This is a genomic window from Geodermatophilus sp. DSM 44513 (genome assembly GCF_032460525.1).
Classification (GTDB): domain Bacteria; phylum Actinomycetota; class Actinomycetes; order Mycobacteriales; family Geodermatophilaceae; genus Geodermatophilus.
In genome coordinates, this window is the sequence record NZ_CP135963.1 from 338,392 (window position 1) to 356,253 (window position 17,862).

Here is a 17,862-nt window from a genome sequence, read left to right on the forward strand (position 1 = left end):
GGTGCCCCGGTCAGGAGCGCGGCGGGGCGTACAGCTGCAGGTCGTTGCCCTCGGAGTCCTTGAAGGGCGCCAGCCGGCCCCACTCGTACTCGGAGATGTCGCCGGTGAACTCCACGCCCTTGTCGCGCAGCGCCTGCACCTCGGCGTCCAGGTCGCCGTCGGGCTGGAAGGAGATGACCGCGCCGCCGTCGGCGTGCCGGGCCGTCCCCTCCCGCGCATTGAGCCCGATGTTCAGGCCGCCGGCGTCGAGCTCGCTCCACTCGGGGGTCGACATCTTCTCCTGCAGACCCAGGGTGTCCCGGTAGAACGCCAGGGCCCGGTCCATGTCGTCCACCGGGACCCACACGTTCGCCACTCCGCTGGCCATGCCGCCTCCTCGTCGTCGTCGGTGGGGCCGCTCTACCCGGTCGGGCCGGCGGCAACCGGGACGGGCGCCGGGGGCGCGGGCGCGGTTCACTGGGAGCCGTGCTCGCCTCCACCGACGGCTGGACCACCTGCGCCCTCGGCCACCGGCACTGGGGGCGGGCCGGCGCCGCCGGGTTGCTCGTGCACCGCGCCGGCGACGACGGCCCGGAGCTGCTGCTGCAGCACCGGGCGGTGTGGTCCCACCACGGCGGCACCTGGGGGACGCCGGGGGGCGCGCTGCACGCCGGGGAGTCCGCGGAGCACGGCGCGCTGCGCGAGGTGCACGAGGAGCTCGGGCTGCTCCCGCAGGACCTCGAGCTCGGCCCCGTCTCCGTCGACGACCACGGCGGCTGGCGCTACACGACGGTGCTGGCCCGCCCGGTGCGCCGGATCGAGGCCGCCGACCTGCGGCTGGACGGCGAGAGCACCGGCGTCGCCTGGATCGCCCTCGGCGACCTGGTGTCCGTGCCGCTGCACCCGGGGTTCGAGGCCTCGCTGTACCGCCTGCACGACCTCCTGGTCGGCTGACGCGCGGCGGTCGGTCAGGCCGGGGTGACGGTCACGGTGAGGGCGCGGTGGTCGCCGACGGCCAGGGACGCCGTGGCCGCGTCCTGGCCGTGCAGGCCGCCGCCGACGGCCAGCAGGTGGTCCAGCTGCACCCGCGGGCCGGACGCCGGGAAGCTCGGCGCGCGCACCAGCGCGGTGGCGCCGAGCAGCCGAGCGGGCACCCCGCCGGGCAGGTTGAGGTCGCCGGCCAGCACCACGGGCCCCGCCATGGCGCCCATCCAGCGGCGCAGCCGGAGCAGCTGGCGCACCGAGGTGTGCGGGGCGAAGGACAGGTGGGTGGCCACCACGGTGAGGTGCGCGAACCGCGCGGCGACGGCGACCCGCGGCTCGTCGGGGATCCACCACCAGCGCAGCCGGCCGGTGCGCGGGTCCGGACCCTGCAGCGGCAGCCGCGCCCGGCCGGCCCCCAGCCCCAGCACCGACCACTCGAGCACCGGCAGCCGGCTGACCAGCGCGATGCCGTAGGCCGGGCCCTCGGTGCTCGAGCCCGGCCCGCGCAGCGCCGGGTCGGCCGGCGTCCAGGTGCGGAACGGGGACGGCGTGCCGTCCACCGTCGCCGCGGTCCGCCAGTCCTCCGCACCGAGCCCGGTGGCCAGGGCGGCGGCCTGGTCGACCCGGTGCGAGCGGGGCTGCCCGGCGTCGACCTCCTGGACGGCGAGCACGTCGACGTCCAGGTCGGCGACCGCCCGCCCGAGGCCGTGCGCGTCGAGGACGGGGCCGGCCGGGCTGCGACCCGAGGCGATGTTCAGGGTGCCGACTCGCACGGCGGGTCCTCCGGGCACCCCGGCGACGCTACGCGCCGGTCGGCGCCCCCGCGGCCGGCGTCCGGCACCCGACCTGCCCGGGAGCGCCGGACCCCCTACCGTGGACCCGCCCCGTCGTCCGAAGGAGCCGGCCGTGTCCTCCCGCCCGCGCCACCCCACGGCCGACGGCGACCGCCCGCGGCGGGGTGCGGCCGCTGCACCGGCACCGGTGCGCGTCCGGGTGCACCGGGCGCTGCTGCTGCTCGCCGGGCTGCTGTGCGCCGCGTCGCTGGCGATGCTCTCCCTGTCACCGGGGCCCGCGGGCGACGGCGGTCCGGCGGGAGTGCCGGGCGCGGCGCCCGGTCGGGCCGGTGACGACCCCGGGCAGGGCATCGGGGCCCCGACCCGGCGGACGCCGTCGGAGCCGGTGCCCGCCGCGGCCGGGGGCCCGGTGGCTGACGCCGCCGACCCGGAGCCGGCCGCGACCGCGGACCCGGCGGAGTGGGCGGCGCCCGGCGGCGTCCCGCAGCCCGTCGAGCCGCCCGCCGGTGACGAGGCCGCGGGGTCGACCGGTGCGGGTGTCGGTGGGCAGCCGGCCGGTGCTGCCGTGGTCGGGGGTGCCGGGCCCGCGAGTGCACCGGCCGCAGGCGTGACAGCTGGGAGCGTCGTGCCGCCGCCGCCGCCCTCGACGTCGGCCGGGCAGCCCGCCCCGGTCGTGCGACCGGCTCCGGCGCCCGCACCGGCTCCGGTCGTGCGGCCCGCACCGGCTCCCGCTCCGGTGGTGCCACCCGCGCCGGCCCCCGTGGTGCAGCCGGCACCCCCGCCGGTGGCCCCGAAGGCACCCCCATCCGCGCCGGTCGTCCCGAAGGTGGCCGCGCCGGTCGTCCCCGAGGCGCCCGCGCCCGCGCCGGACGTCCCCGAGCCGCCCGCGCCGCCACCCCCGCCGCCACCTCCGTTGCCGGCCGCTCCCGCCCCGGCGGCACCGGCGGTGCCGCCCCCACCGCCCCCGCCGCCCCCGCCGGCCCCCTGCCTCTGCAGCACCGTGAACGGCCTCACCGAGGACGTCGACGACGTCGTGGGCGGGACGACGGAGGCTGCCGGCGACCTGACCGGCGGCCTCGTCCCGTGAGCGGCCCGGGGCGGGGATAGGTTCGGGCCCATGACCGCGCGCGAGGACGTCTCGGAGATCTTCGACAGCGCAGCGTGGCGGCCGGTCGAGGGCTTCGACCTCACCGACCTCACCTACCACCGCGCCGTCGACGCCGGCGTCGTCCGCATCGCCTTCGACCGGCCCGAGGTGCGCAACGCCTTCCGCCCGCAGACCGTCGACGAGCTGATCGCCGTCCTCGACCACGCCCGGCTGTCCACCGACGTCGGGTGCGTGCTGCTCACCGGCAACGGCCCCAGCCCGCGGGACGGCGGCTGGGCGTTCTGCTCCGGCGGCGACCAGCGCGTCCGCGGGCGGTACGGCTACGAGCACGCGCAGGGCAGCTCCGGGCGGCTGCACGTGCTGGAGGCCCAGCGGCTGATCCGCTTCATGCCCAAGGTCGTCGTCTGCGTCGTCCCCGGCTGGGCGGCCGGCGGCGGGCACAGCCTGCACGTGGTGTCCGACCTGACCCTGGCCAGCGCCGAGCACGCCCGCTTCAAGCAGACCGACGCCGACGTGGGCAGCTTCGACGGCGGCTTCGGCTCGGCGTACCTCGCCCGGCAGGTCGGCCAGAAGTACGCGCGGGAGGTCTTCTTCCTCGGCGAGGAGTACTCCGCCGAGGACGCGCACCGGATGGGCATGGTCAACCGCGTCGTCCCCCACGCCGACCTCGAGCGCGTCGCGCTGGACTGGGGACGGCGCATCGTGGCCAAGAGCCCCACCGCGCAGCGGATGCTCAAGTACTCGTTCAACCTGATAGACGACGGGCTGGTCGGTCAGCAGCTGTTCGCGGGGGAGACGACCCGGCTGGCCTACACGGCCGAGGAGGCCGTCGAGGGCCGCGACGCCTTCCTGGAGAAGCGGGACCCGGACTTCAGCCGGTTCCCCTGGCACGTCTGACGAGGACCCGGAGGTCTGCACGTGATCGTCGAGGTGGTGGGTGGTGCCGACGAGCGGCCCGGGGTGCAGGTGGTCGACGTCGATGACCTGGCCCGGCTGCAGCTGGCGCTGGGGGCGGTCACCGACGAGGAGGCCGACCGGGCGCTGCGCGAGGCGGGCCTGGGCCGGCTGCAGGACGCCGACACCGGCCTGCTGGACGTCGCCGCGCTGCGGTCGGCCGCCGAGCCGCAGGCGACCGGCGAGGACTGGTCGCAGCGCTTCGACGGCATGGTCGAGCAGGCGGGTGGGGAGGGCCGGCTGACCGACGACGGGGCGACCGTGCGGGTCCCGGTGGAGAGCGCTGCGGGCGCCTGACCAGCGGGTCCGGGCCGGCGGTCGCGGCGCGGTGGCGGCGCTCGTCGGCCGCGGCGGGCGCACCGTCCGGCGACGTCCTCGTTGTGGTGACTCCACCGACAGGTCACGATGTGCGCGTGATGCACACCTCCTCCCTGGTCTCCGCATGAGCGGGACACCCGGCCGGCCGCTGAGTCCCGAGCTGTCCGAGCAGCTGCTCACCGTCGCCGTCGACATCCTGGCCCAGGAGGGCTGGGGCAAGCTCAACAGCGACCGCGTGGCCACGCGTGCCCGGGCCGGCAAGGCGGGCATCTACCGGCGCTGGCCGACGATGGCGGCCATGGCCCGCTCGGCGGCCGCGCGGTTCACCCTGGTGGAGGTCCCGGCCGACCACGGCTCCCTGCGGGACGACCTCGCCGCGCTGGTCGAGCGGTGGTGCCGGCCGCTGGACCGGGAGGAGCGGGCCGCGGCCAGCCTGGTCGGTGCGGCCCGGCACGAGGAGGACCTCCGCGCCGCGCTGGACACCGCCCTGGTCCACCCGCTCGCCGAGGCCGTCGAGACGATCGGCGCCCGGGCGGCCGCGCGGGGACAGGAGGTGCCGCCGGCCCGGCTGGCCCTGCTCGGCTCGGTCGTCGAGGCCTTCTGGTGGCAGCGCTACACCGCCGACCGCGGGCCGATGAGCCGCGAGGACGTGCAGCGGGTGCTCGACGAGGTGCTGCTGCCGGTGGTCGCCCCGGACGGGGAGCGCACCCCGGTCTGAGTCAGCCGATGCGCTGGAGCCCGCCGGCGGCCGGTGTGGCCAGCGCCGAGCCCAGGCCGGTGAAGACCTGGTCGGCGACCATGCGCGCCACGGCCTCGCCCTCCTCGGTGTCCGCCGGCGCACCGGCCTGACCGGAGAGCACCCGGCGGTTCTGCACGATGAGCGTCCGGACGGCGGCCAGCCAGACCGCGGCGGTGACCGATGCGGCGGTGCGCGCGTCGGTCGGGACCAGCGGTGCGCCGCCCTCGGCCTCCCACGCCTCCACCAGGGCGTCGGTCACCCGGTTGACCGCCTCGTGGTGCAGCTCGCGCTCCCGGGAGCGCAGTGCCGGGGAGGCCTCCAGCGTCGAGTCGAAGGAGCGGCCCTCCCGCGTGCCCAGCTGGCGCACGTGCGCGGCGACCCGGTCGACCAGGTGGGCGTGCAGCGCCTCCAGGGGTGCCACGCCCGCGTCCCGGTGGCGGACCGCCTCCGCGGCGCCCTCGACCCACGGGGTGTGCCCGTCGAAGAAGAGGTCCTCCTTCGTCGGGAAGTGGTTGAACACCGTCTGGACCGCGACGTCGGCGGCCGTGGCGATGTCGGCAATCGTCACCGCCTCGAAGCCGCGCTCGGCGAACAGTGCCTGCGCGGTCTCGCGGATGGACGTCCGGGTCTGCGCCTTCTTCCGAGCGCGCCGGTCGATTGCCTCACTCACGATACTGGGTTGGCTCCACTCCGTAGGGCGGACGTGTGCTCACGTCCCGTCTGGCCATTGTGCGCCCCGACCCGCCATCCGGCCACGGTGGGACGGCGCGGACCACCCGCGTGGGCGGTCCGCGGCAGCACCGGCCCGGCGGTGACCTGCGGTTGCACCGTCGGCGGCCGGGGCAGGACGTCGGCATGGGCCACGACTCCCCGAGGGACCGCATCCGCGTCGGGCTGGTCGGGGCCGGGGGTGTCGGGGCCCGCCACGCGCGGACCCTCGCCGGCTTCCCCGACGTCGAGCTGGTGGGTCTCGCCGACGCCGTCCCGGGGGCCGCCGACGCACTCGCCGCCGAGCTGGGCGTGCCGGTCGCCCGGGACGCCGACGAGCTGCTGGCCCACGACCTCGACGGCATCTGGTTGTGCGTGCCCCCCTTCGCCCACGGCGAGCTGGAGCTGGCCGCCGTCCGCGCCGGGGTGCCCTTCCTCGTCGAGAAGCCGCTGGCCACCGGCGTCGCGGTCGCCGAGCAGGTGGCGCGGGCGGTGGCGGCCGCCGGCCTGCCCACCGCCACCGGCTACCACTGGCGGCACCTGGACACCGTGGCCGCCGCCCGCGCGGTGTGCGCCGCGCACCGGCCCCGGCTGGTCGACGCCACCTGGCTGGACAGGGTGCCGCCGCCGGCGTGGTGGTCGCGGCGGGAGCGCTCCGGTGGGCAGGTGGTCGAACAGCTCACCCACGTGCTCGACCTGGCCCGCCTGCTGGCCGGCGAGGTGGTCGAGGTGCGCGCCACCGCCGCACCGTCCGGCGCCGAGGGCCGCGACGTGGACGACGCGACCGCGGCACTGCTCGCCTTCGACTCCGGCGCCGTGGGCACGGTCACCGCGGCCTGCTCGCTGCCGGGCAAGCTGCGCGCCGGCCTGGACGTGGTGTGCGACGGCGCGGCGGTCGAGCTGACCGAGACCTCCCTCACCGTGACCACCGCCGAGGGCGCCACCCGCAGCGAGCCGCGGGTGGACGCGCGGACCGCGGTCGACCGGGCCTTCCTCGACGTGCTGGCCGGAGGCGCGCCGGCCGAGGGGCTGGTCGACTACGCCGAGGCGCTGCGCACCCACCGGGTGGCCGTCGCGATCGCCGAGTCGGCCCGGTCGGGGGACGCCGTCCGCCCGTGAGCGGAGTGCCGGAGTGCAGGATTCCTGCACTCCGGCACTCCGCTCACCCGACGGGGAGCCGCCGCGGGAGGGCGCTGCGGCCCCGTGCACGGGCCACCGTCTCGGCGTAGAGCCGCTCGTACCCGTCGGCCATGACGGCGGGGGCGAAGCGGCGGCGCGCCTCGGCCGCGCAGGTCTCCGGGTCGATCTCGTCCAGCCGCCCCAGCGCCGCGGTGAAGCCCGCCTCGTCGGCGGCCAGGAAACCCGTGCGCCCGTCGTCGACCAGCGAGGGCAGGCAGCCGCGGGCCATGGCGACCACCGGCGTCCCGGCGGCCAGCGCCTCGCACACCGCGGTGCCGCCGGGCTCCTCCCAGCGGATCGGGAACAGCACCGCGCGGGACGTGCGCAGCAGCTCGTCCTTGGCCGCGCCGCCGACGCTGCCGACCCAGCGCGCGTGCACGCCGTCCAGGTGCGGGTCGACGTGCTCGGTGAACCAGGCGACGTCGGGGTGCGAGCGGGCCGGGTGCCCCGGGGTGGCCAGCGCGCGCTCCAGCGCCGGCCGGTCGGGCAGCCCGCCGACCGGGCCGGCCAGAACCAGCGGCACCCCGGCGGCCCGGCAGGCGCGCAGCGCCGTGTCGATGCCCTTGGGCTCGCACAGCCGGGCCAGCACCAGCACCGAGCCGGACCGGTCCGTCCGCGGCACCGGTGGGACGTCGTCGACCGGCACCGCCAGCGGGACGACGCCGGCCACCTGGGCGCGCAGCCGGGCCGGCGCCTGCGCCACCTGGGTGGCCGAGACGCCGGCGAACCAGACCCGGCCCCGGCCGTCGAAGGTGGCCCAGAAGTCGGCGTTGCGGCGGGTGTCCCAGTGCAGCGTGGCCAGCGTGGGCGGAGCGGCGTCCCCGAGGCCGGCGAGCAGCGCGGGGCCGACGACCTCGACGTGGCTGTGCACCAGGTCGAACGGCTCACCGGCCAGGGCGTGCTCGGCGATGGTCGACAGCACCACCTGCTCGTGCGCGTGCGCGGTGCCCACCACCTGCGGGTACGGGCCGCCCAACTGCTCGAAGCGGCCGGTGGGGAAGGCGCTGACCAGGCCGTCGACCGGCAGCGTGGCGTTCCCGACCGAGGCCAGGACGACGGTGTGCCCGCGGGCCCGCAGCTCGGTGGTCAGCGTGGCGACGACGTTCTCCAGGCCGCCGTAGCCCGGCGGGGGCACCGGCAGCCACGGGCCGGCGTCCATGAGCACCTTCACGCCCGCCTCCCCGGCCGGCGCTCGGCGTCCCGGACCGACCGCATCGGCGGGCGCTCCACCACCCCGACGTCCCAGCTGACGCCCTCCAGGCCGTCGGCGGTGCGCAGGAACTGCAGCAGTTCGCTGTGCGGCCGCTCCCCGCCGGGCCGGCGGGCCAGCGCGGTCTGCAGGATCTGCCCGGCCATGCGGCCCAGCGCGGCGTCGGCCTGGTGGCTGTGCTGGCGGGTGCCCAGGTCGACCTGCGCCAGGGCGTCCAGGCCGGCGAGGGCCACCAGGTCGACCAGCAGGCCGAGCTCCACGCCGTAGCCGGAGACGAACGGCACCTGCTCGAGCAGCTCCCGGCGGCCGGCGTACTCACCGGACAGCGGCTGCACGAACCCCGCCAGCTCCGGCCAGAACGCGTTGAGCAGCGGGCGGGCGAGCAGCTCGGTGACCCGGCCCCCACCGGAGGGGACGATGCCGTCGGTGGTGGTCAGCGGCCGGTCGTAGAGGGCCTTGACGTAGCCGATGCCGGGGTCGGTGAGCAGCGGGCCGAGCAGCCCGACGACGAACCCCGGGTCGAAGGCGATGAGGTCGGCGTCGACGAACACCAGCAGGTCACCGTGGGTGGCGTGCAGCGACTTCCACAGCGCCTCGCCCTTGCCGGGCCGGGCGCCGTGCCGGGGGAGCACCGTGTCGACGGAGACGACGCAGGCGCCCGCGGCCGCCGCCACCTCCGCCGTCCGGTCGCTGGAGCCGCTGTCGACGACGACCACCTCGTCGACCAGCGGGCAGCGCTCCACCAGGGCCGCGCGGATCGCGGCCACGATGGCGCCCACGGTGCGCTCCTCGTCGAGGGCCGGCAGCACCACGCTGACGGTGGAGCCGCGGGCGCGCTTGGCGGCGACCAGGTCGGCGGCCTGCCACGTGTCGGCGGTGAAAGTGCGGCGGTCGAGCCAGCGTCGGACGTCAGGGCGCACGTGACCCCCCAGGCCGGGTGCCGGCGCGGGCGTCGGCACGTGGTCCCCGTCGCGCGTCAGGATGCACGACGACGGGCCGTCGTGGCGCGGGCGGCGCCGGAGGGGTCCGGCCCGCTCGTGCTCTGCCCACCCGGGTGGGCAGAGCACGAGCGAGCGGGAGGACGGGTGCTGCCGGTCCCGCGGGCGTCACCCGACGGTGCACACGGGTCGGGTTCCGCCCCCGGTCCGCTCCTCGCTCGCTGGCGCTCACTGCGGTGCTCCCGCGGGCGTCACCCGACGACCTCCTCGGCCAGCAGCGCCCGGTACTCCGGCACGGTCACCATCGGCGGCCGCTCGTCGACCGCCACCGGCGCGCTGACCGGCACGAAGCCGCCGCCGTCGTGCCGGAACTGGGTCAGCAGCCCGCCGGCCTCGGACCCGGTGCCGGCCCGGGCGAGCACCGTGGACACCACCTGGCCCGCCATCCGGCCGAGTGCCTCCTGGCCCTGCGAGGTGTGCCGGCGCACGCCCAGGTCGACCTGCGCCAGGCCGGCCAGCCCGGACAGCCGCAGCAGGTCGACCAGCAGCCCGACCTCCACGCCGTAGCCGGACACGAACGGCACCTGCTCCAGCGCGGACCGCCGTCCGGCGTACTCGCCGCCCAGCGGCTGCACGAACCCGGCCAGCTCGGGCCACAGCGCGTTGAGCAGCGGACGGGCGGTCAGCTCGGTCACCCGCCCGCCGCCGGCCGGGACCCAGGCGCCGTCCACCTCCAGCGGCCGGGTGTAGCAGCCCTTGACGTAGTCGACCTGCGGGTCGGTGAGCAGCGGCGCGAGCAGGCCGGGCACGAAGTGCCGGACGTCGCCGAGCAGGTCGGCGTCCAGGAAGACGACGAGGTCACCGGTGGTGGCGGCCAGCGACTTCCACAGCGCCTCGCCCTTGCCCGGGCGGCTGCCGTGGCCGGGCAGCACGTCGGCGGCGGCGACGACGTCGGCTCCTGCCGCACGGGCGGCCGCGGCGGTCCCGTCGGTGGAGTCGGAGTCCACGACGAGCAGCTCGTCGACCAGCGGGGTGCCGGTCACCCAGGACTCGTGCAGGTCGGCGACCAGGCCGCCGACCGTGGCCTCCTCGTCCCGGGCGGGCAGCACGACGCTGACCCGGTGCTGCCCGCGGCGCTTGGCGGCGAGCAGGGCGTCGAGGTCGAGGGCGCCCACCGTGCGGGCCACGGTGGTGCGCAGCTCGAACCAGGCGCGGGCGTCGGGTCGCATCGGCACACTCTCGGCGAGCCGATCACCGGCGCGCCACGGGGGACGCGGGAGTTCACCTGCCCGTCACCGCCCGTGCGGCCGGAGGTCACACCCCCACGCGAGAGACACGACGGGCCGTCGCGCTGAGCTCGCCCACGCGGGCCCCATCACCGGTCGGCTCCGGGTGGCCCAGGTCGCTGAGCCAGCCGCGCAGCACCCGGTGCAGTGCCTCCGCGCCGACCACCTCTCCCGGCGGGCGGAACGCCCGGGGGTGCAGCAGGAAGCCGTGCTGCTGTGGCCCGCCCAGCCCGCCGTGCGAGCCGACGTGCGGCTCGAAGGCCGAGGCCTCGTCGGTGTCCGGGTCGTAGCGGCTGTTGACCACCACGTCGGCGCAGTTGCCGAACGTCGACCCGCGGGCCACCAGCCGCGCGGCGTGCGGCCCGTAGGGGCCCAGCGGGTCCTCGCCGAGGACCTCGCCGGTGGCCAGCCGGTGCACCCCGTCGCGGCCGAGCACCACCGGGCCGTGCTCCGCGGAGTGCACGAGGACGAAGCCGACGCCGTCGTGGTCGACCAGGCCGGGCAGCAGCGCCGGCCAGTGCCGCTCGACCTCCTCCAGCGACACCCGCCCGGGGACGTCCGGGAAGGAGACCATCGCGGTGTGGCCGGAGACGGTGACGACCACGCCGGGGGCGGCCCGCGGCACCCGGCCCGCGCGGCCGGCGGGCAGCTCGTGGGCGTGCGGCACCTGCTCCGCCCGCTCCACCCGCTCGCGCAGCCGGCGGGCGACCGGCCCGCCGCCCTCGGCCAGCGCGGCCCCGACCTGCCAGCCCTCGGTGAGCCGGCGGCTGTCCCGCGGGCCGGTCAGGGCGCGGTCGGGCAGGTCGCCCCCGCCGGCGCCGCAGAGGCGGCCGACCAGCTGCTCGACGGTCTCCCCGAACCGGCTGGCGAAGGGCTCGCCCTGGGTCTGCCCGTGGTCGGACAAGCACACCAGGTGGTACTCCCGCGGGGCTAGTCGGGCGGCGCGGTGCAGCCGGCCGACCTGCTGGTCGATGCTGCGCAGCACGGCGAGGCTGTCGGCCCGCTCCAGCCCGCCGTGGTGGGCCGCCTCGTCGTAGCCGAGGAAGTCCGCGTAGGCGACCGGCCGCCCGGCCAGCACGTCCTCCAGCAGCGCGAAGACGACGACGTCACGGGAGACCACCGTCGTCGCCGGGCGGACCAGCGGGTAGAGCCCGCCGCGCGACACCCGCGGGCGGACGTCGTCGCGGCGCTCCCGGGCCGCCGCGACCAGTTCCCGGTACACGTCGACGACGGAGACCGCGACGGTGCGCAGCGCGTTCACCGGGTCGGCGAAGTAGGCGTAGTAGCCCGCACCGGCCCGCGCGCGCCGGCGGCGGGCGCGCCGGCCGCCTCCGGGTACCAGGTGCGCCAGCGCGCTCATCGTCAGGCTGACGTGCTCGGCGTCCCCGGTGAACAGGTTGCCGTGGCCGGCCCCGCCGCCGGCCAGCAGCCCGCGGCCGTCGGAGTGCGCCCGCTCGATGGCGGCGGCGTCGGCCGGCGAGGAGACCCGGACGACGCGGTCGCGCTCCTTGTCGTACCAGCGGAACCCGGGGACGTCGGCGTTCGAGCCGTGCAGGATGCCGCAGACCGAGGCGCCGGTCTGCGAGCTCCAGTCGGTGTGCCAGGAGGTCAGCACGTGGCTGCCGGAGCGCAGCCAGTTGGCCAGGTGCGGCATCGTGCCGTCGCGGACGGCCCGCCGGGCGGTGTCGTGGGACAGCCCGTCGACCTGCAGGAACAGCACGCCGGTCGGGCGCGGCCCGGCCCCCGCCGTCCCCCTCGCCCGGCGGCGGGCGCGGCGGAAGAACAGCTCGTCCTCGTCGATGGCCAGCACGCTGCTGACCACCCCGGAGACGCCGGCCATGGTGACGGCGACGACGACGGCGGTGCGCAGGTCGGCGACGACCACGCCGGGCACCAGGAAGGACAGGCCGAGCACCGCGGCGCCCAGCAGCAGGAAGCTGCCCAGGCCCAGGGTGACGACGGCCAGCGGCAGCGCGACCCGCAGGACCAGCGGCCACACCACCCCGGTGAGCAGTCCCAGCAGCAGGGCGGTCAGCGGCGGCTGCCAGCCCGACGGCATCGCGAACCCACCGAGCCAGCGGTCGAGGACGACGAGGGCGGCAGTGCTGGCCGCCCAGGTGAGCAGGACGCGGGCCGGCGTCCGGCCCCGCTGCAGGACCCGCCCGACCGCCGCGGTCACGGCCGGACCGGGGTGTCGCGCTCCGGCGCGGCGGCGTTCCGGCGGTGCGCGGAGACGAGGTTGAGGACCGCCCCGACGACCAGCACCAGCACCGTGGCCAGCAGGACGGCGACCAGCGGTTGGTCGAAGACGCCGCCGCTGAGCACGCCCAGGGAGGCGTAGGCGACCGCCCAGAGGGCGGCGGCCAGCAGCGACGCCGGCAGCAGCCGCCGCCACGGGTAGGCCAGCGCGCCGGCGGCCAGCAGCACCGGGATGCGGCCCGCCGGCAGCAGCCGGCCGGCGACGACGATCTGCCAGCCGTGCCGCCGGAACTGCTCGCGCACCTCCTCGATGCGGTCGGCGTGCTGCCCGCGGGCCACCCAGCGCACCGCCGCGGGCCCGCCGGAGCGGCAGACCGCGAAGGTGAGCAGGTCGCCGGCCCAGGCGCCCAGCGTCGCCACCAGCACGACCAGGACCAGGTCCAGCTCGTGCGCGGTGACCGCGAACGCCGCACCCGCGCCGACCACCGCGCCGGTGGGGACGACCGGCACCACCGAGCCGAGCAGCACCCCGGCGAACAGCAGCGGGTAGCCGATCGAGGTCCCGTCGGCGAGCACGCTCACGTCGTCGTCCCCACCTGCAGGGGGACCGGCCGTCCCGGCTCGGCGACCACCACCGCGGTGTCCAGGCCGCGGGCGGCGACGGCGGCGGCGAAGGCGCGCGGCGGCTCGGTGAGCAGCCGGCGCATCCGCGGCGTCCGGGCGGTGCCCGGCAGCGCGAGGGTGCCCCAGTGCACCGGGACGGCGACCCGCGGACGCACCCGGGCCACCGCCTCGGCCGCACCGGCCGGGTCGAGGTGCCCCGGGCCGAGCGTGAGGCCCCACCCCCACACCGGCAGCAGCGCGACGTCGACGTCCCCCAGCCGGCCCATCGCGTCGGTGAGGGCGGTGTCGCCGGCGGCGTACACGCGGCAGCCGTCGCCCTCGACCAGGTGGCCGACCGCGCGGCAGTCCGGGCCGGAGGTGAGCCGGGGCCCCCAGCGGTGCCCGGAGTGCGCGGCCGGGACCCCGGTGACCCGCAGCCCGCCGTGGCGCACGGTCTCGCCGGGCGCCAGCTCGGTGACGTGCCGGAAGCCGCGGGCCCGCAGCCACGCCCCGGCACCCCGGGGGACGACGACCCGCACGCCGCGCCCGACCCGCCGCAGCGAGGGCAGGTGCAGGTGGTCGCCGTGCAGGTGGCTGATCAGCACCAGGTCCACGCCGGCGGAGTCCTCCGGTGCGGGCACGGGCACCACGCGGCGCAGCGGCCCGACCCGGCCGGTGAGCAGCGGGTCGGTCAGCACGGTGTGCCCGGCGAGCGCGACGCGCACGGTCGAGTGGCCGAGGAAGTGCAGGTGCGGACCGCCCACGCTGCCAGTATCGGCCCGCCCGGTGACACGACGGGGCGATGTCCTCCCCCCGGGTCTCCGCCCCCCGAGGACGTCCCGCGCCACCGGCGTGCGTCACCCGGTCCGGTGGTCGACGGCCCGGGGACCGACCGCGGGCCCCTGCGCCCGCCATGCTCCTGCCGTGCAGGAGGGGCGGGCGTCCCGGTGGCGGCGCCTCCGGGACCTGCCGCTCCTCGGTGTCGTGGTCGCCGGGGGAGCGGCGACGAGCCTGGTCACCCTGCCCGCGCTGCTGCTGCTCCACCTGCTCACCGGGTGGCCCCGTGATCCCGACTGGGTCGGGTTGGCGGTCCAGCAGTTCGTGGTCGGGTCCGTCGCCACGTACTTCCCAGCGGCGAGTGCCCGCCGCAGTGGCGGAGAGGCGGCCCGGCGCTCCGCGCAGCTGGCCCTGCAGCGACGGCGCGTGCCGAGGGACGGCGACCCGGCCGTCCTGCGCCGGGCGCTCGTCGAGCAGCGCCGGGGTGCCGTGCTGGCCCGCCGGTGGGTGCTGGCCACCGCGCCGGTGTGCGCACTCGGGATGTTCTGGCTGGCCGCGGCCCAGGGCGGGGTGGAGCTCTGGGCGGCCGGTGCGTGCCTGACCGCCGTGGCGGTGCTCGCACCCGTCGCGCTGCGACACCGGGCGGAACTGGTCGACGAGCTCCTCGAGCACCTCGACGACCCGCCGCAGGGGTGAGATCAGGGCCCCGCGGGTCACGGATCGGACACGGGAACGGCCGGTTGCCCCAGGTGGCGGCGGGTCCCGGGGAGCCGACGCGGCGGGGGAGTGGCACAGTTGGCGCCGTGAAGACCTGGCTCGAAGCCTGGCCGGTGTTCCGGCAGCTGACCGGCCCCGACCCCCTGGGTCGTGGCCACGCCGCGCGCAGCAGGGGGACGGAGAACGTGGTGAGCCGCACGGCCACCGCCGACCGGGTGGTGCAGAGCGTCTGCCCGTTCTGCTCGGTGGGCTGCGGCCAGCGGATCTACGTCAAGGACGAGCAGATCATCCAGATCGAGGGCGACCCGGACTCGCCGGTCAGCCGCGGCCGGCTGTGCCCCAAGGGCAGCGCCAGCAAGCAGCTGGTCACCAGCCCGACCCGGGTCACCACGGTCAAGTACCGCCGTCCGTACGGGACGGAGTGGGAGGACCTGGACCTGGACACGGCGATGGAGATGATCGCCGACCGCGTCCTGGACGCCCGCCGGAAGTACTGGCAGGACGAGGACGGCGGCAAGCGGGTCAACCGCACCATGGGGATAGCGAGCCTCGGAGGGGCAGCCCTCGACAACGAGGAGAACTACCTCATGAAGAAGCTCTACAGCGCCATGGGCGCGATCCAGATCGAGAACCAGGCGCGCATATAGCACTCCGCCACGGTGCCCGGTCTGGGCGCCACGTTCGGTCGTGGCGGTGCCACGAACTCCCAGCAAGACCTGGTGAACTCCGACTGCATCGTCATCGAGGGTTCCAACATGGCCGAGTGTCACCCGGTCGCCTTCCAGTGGGTGACCGAGGCCAAGGCCCGCGGCGCGAAGGTCGTGCACATCGACCCGCGGTTCACCCGGACCAGCGCGATCGCCGACCTGCACGTGCCGCTGCGCGCGGGCAGCGACATCGCCTTCCTCGGCGGGTTGATCAACTTCGTCCTGGGCAACGAGCTGTACTTCCGCGACTACGTCGTCGCCTACACCAACGCGGCCGCGCTGGTGCAGGAGCGCTTCCGCGACGCCGAGGACCTCGACGGCCTGTTCTCCGGCTTCGACCCGGAGTCGAACACCTACGACCAGGCCAGCTGGCAGTACGAGCTGGCGGAGGGCCCCCGGGACGGCGTCGCGGAGGACGACCCGGCCGGGGCCGACCGGCAGGAGGAGCTCTCCCAGGCCCACTCGGTCAAGCAGGCCGACCAGGCGCAGACCTCCGGCTCCGGCGGGCCACCGCTGCACGGCAAGCCCAAGCGCGACGAGACGCTGCAGCACCCGCGCAGCGTCTTCCAGATCCTCAAGCGGCACTTCGCCCGGTACACCCCGGAGAAGGTCTCCGAGGTCTGCGGCATCGAGCCGGAGGTGTTCCTCAAGGTCGCCGAGTGGGTCACCGCCAACAGCGGCCGCGACCGGACGACGGCGTGGGTGTACTCGGTCGGCTGGACGCAGCACACCGTCGGCGCGCAGTACATCCGCACCGCGGCGATCCTGCAGGCGCTGCTGGGCAACATGGGCCGCCCCGGCGGCGGGATCCTCGCGCTGCGCGGGCACGCCTCCATCCAGGGCAGCACCGACATCCCGACGCTGTTCAACCTGCTCCCGGGCTACCTGGCCATGCCGCACGCCGCGCAGCACGGGTCGCTGGACGACTACTGCGCCGACGCGGCCGGCACCGTGGGGTTCTGGGGCAACAAGCGGGCCTACATGGTCAGCCTGCTCAAGGCCTGGTGGGGCGACGCCGCGACGCCGGAGAACGACTTCGCCTTCGACTACATGCCCAAGATCAACGGCGACCACAGCTCGTACCGCACGGTCGCGGACATGATCCAGGGCAAGGTCGGCGGCTACTTCCTGGTGGGGGAGAACCCCACCGTGGGGCACGCCAACGGGCGGATGCAGCGCTTCGGCCTGGCCAACCTGGAGTGGCTCGTCGTCCGCGACCTGCAGATGATCGAGTCGGCGACCTTCTGGAAGGAGGGCCCGGAGATCGAGACCGGTGAGATGGTCACCGACCAGATCGCCACCGAGGTCTTCTTCATGCCGGCCGCCAGCCACGCGGAGAAGGACGGCACCTTCACCCAGACCCAGCGGCTGCTGCAGTGGCGGCACAAGGCGGTCGAGCCGCCGGCCGACGCCCGCAGCGACCTGTGGTTCTACTACCACCTGGGCCGCATCCTGCGCGACCGGCTCAAGGACTCCACCGACCCGCGGGACCGCCCGCTGCTCGACCTCACCTGGGACTACCCGCTCGAGGGCGAGACGCAGGACCCGAGTGCCGCGGCGGTGCTGCGGGAGATCAACGGCGTCGGCCCGGACGGTCGCGCGGTCTCCGGCTACCTGGAGCTCAAGGACGACGGCTCGACGTCCTCGGGCTGCTGGATCTACTCCGGCGTCTACGCCGACGAGGTCAACCAGGCCGCCCGGCGCAAGCCCGGTCGCGAGCAGGGTCCGGTCGCTGCGGAGTGGGGCTGGGCGTGGCCGTACAACCGGCGGATCCTCTACAACCGCGCCTCGGCCGACCCGGACGGCAAGCCGTGGAGCGAGCGCAAGAAGTACGTGTGGTGGGACGCCGACGCCGGCCGGTGGGTCTCCACCGGGGACAACCCCGACTTCGAGGCCACCAAGCCGCCGAGCTACGAGCCGCCGCCGGGCGCCAAGGCGCAGGACGCGTTGTCCGGCCGGGACCCGTTCGTCATGCAGGGCGACGGCAAGGCGTGGCTGTTCGCGCCCAAGGGCGTCACCGACGGTCCGCTGCCGACGCACTACGAGCCGGCCGAGTCCCCGGTGAAGAACGCGCTGTACGACGGCGTGCAGTCCAACCCGACCACGGAGCACGTCAAGGGGCCGTGGAACCGGGAGCACGGGCCGACGTCCGACGTCTTCCCGTACGTGTTCACCACCTACCGGCTGACCGAGCACCACACCGCCGGTGGGATGAGCCGCACGCTGCCCTACCTGTCGGAGCTGCAGCCGGAGTTCTTCGTCGAGGTCAGCCCGCAGCTGGCCGAGGAGCGCGGGCTGGTCAACGCCGGGTGGGCGACGCTGGTCACCGCGCGGTCGGCGATCGAGGCGCGGGTGCTGGTCACCGAGCGGATGCGGCCCATCCGCACCGCCAGCGGCGTGGTGCACCAGATCGGCGTCCCGTACCACTGGGGTGAGCGGGGCATCTCCACCGGCGACTCGGCCAACGACCTGCTGCCGGTGGTCATGGACCCGAACACCCACATCCAGGAGAGCAAGGCCGCGACCTGCGACATCCGCCCCGGCCGCCGGCCGCGGGGGCCCGGACTGGTGACCTTCCTCGAGGAGTACCGGCAGCGCGCCGGCCTCGAGTCGGGGCTGGTGCCGGTGGGTGCCCGCGGGACGGTCGAGGGATGAGCGCACG

Annotated in this window: 16 protein-coding genes and 1 pseudogene; 8 read left to right on the plus strand and 9 right to left on the minus strand. The window is 76.3% G+C overall.

What is annotated here, in order from left to right; all coding sequences use genetic code 11:
* Positions 1 to 10: 10 nt before the first annotated feature.
* On the minus strand, positions 11 to 367 hold the full coding sequence (locus RTG05_RS01600) for a VOC family protein (RefSeq protein ID WP_166527166.1): 357 nt from the start codon (positions 365 to 367) through the stop codon (positions 11 to 13).
* A 98-nt stretch (positions 368 to 465) separates the two neighbouring features.
* On the opposite strand from RTG05_RS01600, the gene RTG05_RS01605 reads away from it, so the two are divergent.
* The gene (locus RTG05_RS01605; protein WP_315912226.1) at positions 466 to 933 is read left to right on the plus strand and encodes an NUDIX domain-containing protein; all 468 of its coding nucleotides are present in this window, start codon (positions 466 to 468) and stop codon (positions 931 to 933) included.
* 14 nt (positions 934 to 947) lie between these two features.
* Here RTG05_RS01605 and RTG05_RS01610 read toward each other — a convergent pair whose 3' ends face one another.
* Complete coding sequence (locus tag RTG05_RS01610) at positions 948 to 1,736, minus strand: endonuclease/exonuclease/phosphatase family protein (protein WP_166527167.1); 789 nt, start codon at positions 1,734 to 1,736, stop codon at positions 948 to 950.
* Positions 1,737 to 1,869: 133 nt separating this feature from the next.
* On the opposite strand from RTG05_RS01610, the gene RTG05_RS01615 reads away from it, so the two are divergent.
* The 4 genes from RTG05_RS01615 (at position 1,870) to RTG05_RS01630 (ending at position 4,855) form a co-directional block, all read left to right on the plus strand.
* On the plus strand, positions 1,870 to 2,844 hold the full coding sequence (locus RTG05_RS01615; protein WP_166527168.1) for a hypothetical protein: 975 nt from the start codon (positions 1,870 to 1,872) through the stop codon (positions 2,842 to 2,844).
* A gap of 30 nt (positions 2,845 to 2,874) precedes the next feature.
* Complete coding sequence (locus RTG05_RS01620; protein WP_166527169.1) at positions 2,875 to 3,762, plus strand: 1,4-dihydroxy-2-naphthoyl-CoA synthase; 888 nt, start codon at positions 2,875 to 2,877, stop codon at positions 3,760 to 3,762.
* Between the two features lie 21 nt (positions 3,763 to 3,783).
* Positions 3,784 to 4,116 carry a hypothetical protein gene (locus tag RTG05_RS01625; protein ID WP_166527170.1) on the plus strand — a complete coding sequence of 111 codons (333 nt, stop codon included), beginning with the start codon at positions 3,784 to 3,786 and terminating at the stop codon, positions 4,114 to 4,116.
* 145 nt (positions 4,117 to 4,261) lie between these two features.
* Positions 4,262 to 4,855, plus strand: coding sequence for a TetR-like C-terminal domain-containing protein (locus tag RTG05_RS01630; protein ID WP_166527171.1), 594 nt, complete (start codon positions 4,262 to 4,264; stop codon positions 4,853 to 4,855).
* 1 nt (position 4,856) lies between these two features.
* Here the strand turns inward: RTG05_RS01630 and RTG05_RS01635 are convergent, their stop codons facing one another.
* Entirely contained in the window at positions 4,857 to 5,546 is a 690-nt protein-coding gene (locus tag RTG05_RS01635; RefSeq protein ID WP_166527172.1) for a TetR/AcrR family transcriptional regulator, read from the minus strand.
* 185 nt (positions 5,547 to 5,731) lie between these two features.
* Here RTG05_RS01635 and RTG05_RS01640 point away from each other — a divergent pair, with 185 nt between their 5' ends.
* Positions 5,732 to 6,703, plus strand: coding sequence for a Gfo/Idh/MocA family protein (locus RTG05_RS01640; RefSeq protein ID WP_166527173.1), 972 nt, complete (start codon positions 5,732 to 5,734; stop codon positions 6,701 to 6,703).
* Between the two features lie 43 nt (positions 6,704 to 6,746).
* Here RTG05_RS01640 and RTG05_RS01645 read toward each other — a convergent pair whose 3' ends face one another.
* The 6 genes from RTG05_RS01645 to RTG05_RS01670 form a co-directional block, all read right to left on the minus strand.
* The gene (locus tag RTG05_RS01645; protein WP_166527174.1) at positions 6,747 to 7,934 is read right to left on the minus strand and encodes a glycosyltransferase; all 1,188 of its coding nucleotides are present in this window, start codon (positions 7,932 to 7,934) and stop codon (positions 6,747 to 6,749) included.
* On the minus strand, positions 7,931 to 8,893 hold the full coding sequence (locus tag RTG05_RS01650; RefSeq protein WP_166527175.1) for a glucosyl-3-phosphoglycerate synthase: 963 nt from the start codon (positions 8,891 to 8,893) through the stop codon (positions 7,931 to 7,933). Before RTG05_RS01650 ends, RTG05_RS01645 begins: the two co-directional genes overlap by 4 nt.
* Positions 8,894 to 9,162: 269 nt before the next feature.
* Entirely contained in the window at positions 9,163 to 10,140 is a 978-nt protein-coding gene (locus RTG05_RS01655) for a glucosyl-3-phosphoglycerate synthase (RefSeq protein ID WP_166527176.1), read from the minus strand.
* A gap of 85 nt (positions 10,141 to 10,225) precedes the next feature.
* Complete coding sequence (locus tag RTG05_RS01660; protein WP_166527177.1) at positions 10,226 to 12,376, minus strand: phage holin family protein; 2,151 nt, start codon at positions 12,374 to 12,376, stop codon at positions 10,226 to 10,228.
* The gene (locus RTG05_RS01665; protein WP_208104747.1) at positions 12,373 to 12,978 is read right to left on the minus strand and encodes a DedA family protein; all 606 of its coding nucleotides are present in this window, start codon (positions 12,976 to 12,978) and stop codon (positions 12,373 to 12,375) included. The genes RTG05_RS01660 and RTG05_RS01665 overlap by 4 nt, the downstream gene beginning before the upstream one ends.
* Positions 12,975 to 13,763, minus strand: a complete 789-nt coding sequence (locus RTG05_RS01670) for an MBL fold metallo-hydrolase (protein WP_166527178.1) — start codon at positions 13,761 to 13,763, stop codon at positions 12,975 to 12,977. Before RTG05_RS01670 ends, RTG05_RS01665 begins: the two co-directional genes overlap by 4 nt.
* 160 nt (positions 13,764 to 13,923) lie before the next feature.
* Between RTG05_RS01670 and RTG05_RS01675 the strand changes: the two genes are divergently transcribed.
* Together RTG05_RS01675 and fdh are read left to right on the plus strand one after the other, a co-directional pair.
* Complete coding sequence (locus RTG05_RS01675) at positions 13,924 to 14,472, plus strand: hypothetical protein (protein WP_166527179.1); 549 nt, start codon at positions 13,924 to 13,926, stop codon at positions 14,470 to 14,472.
* Between the two features lie 107 nt (positions 14,473 to 14,579).
* Positions 14,580 to 17,855 (plus strand): annotated as a pseudogene (fdh, locus tag RTG05_RS01680) (formate dehydrogenase).
* Positions 17,856 to 17,862: the final 7 nt, after the last annotated feature.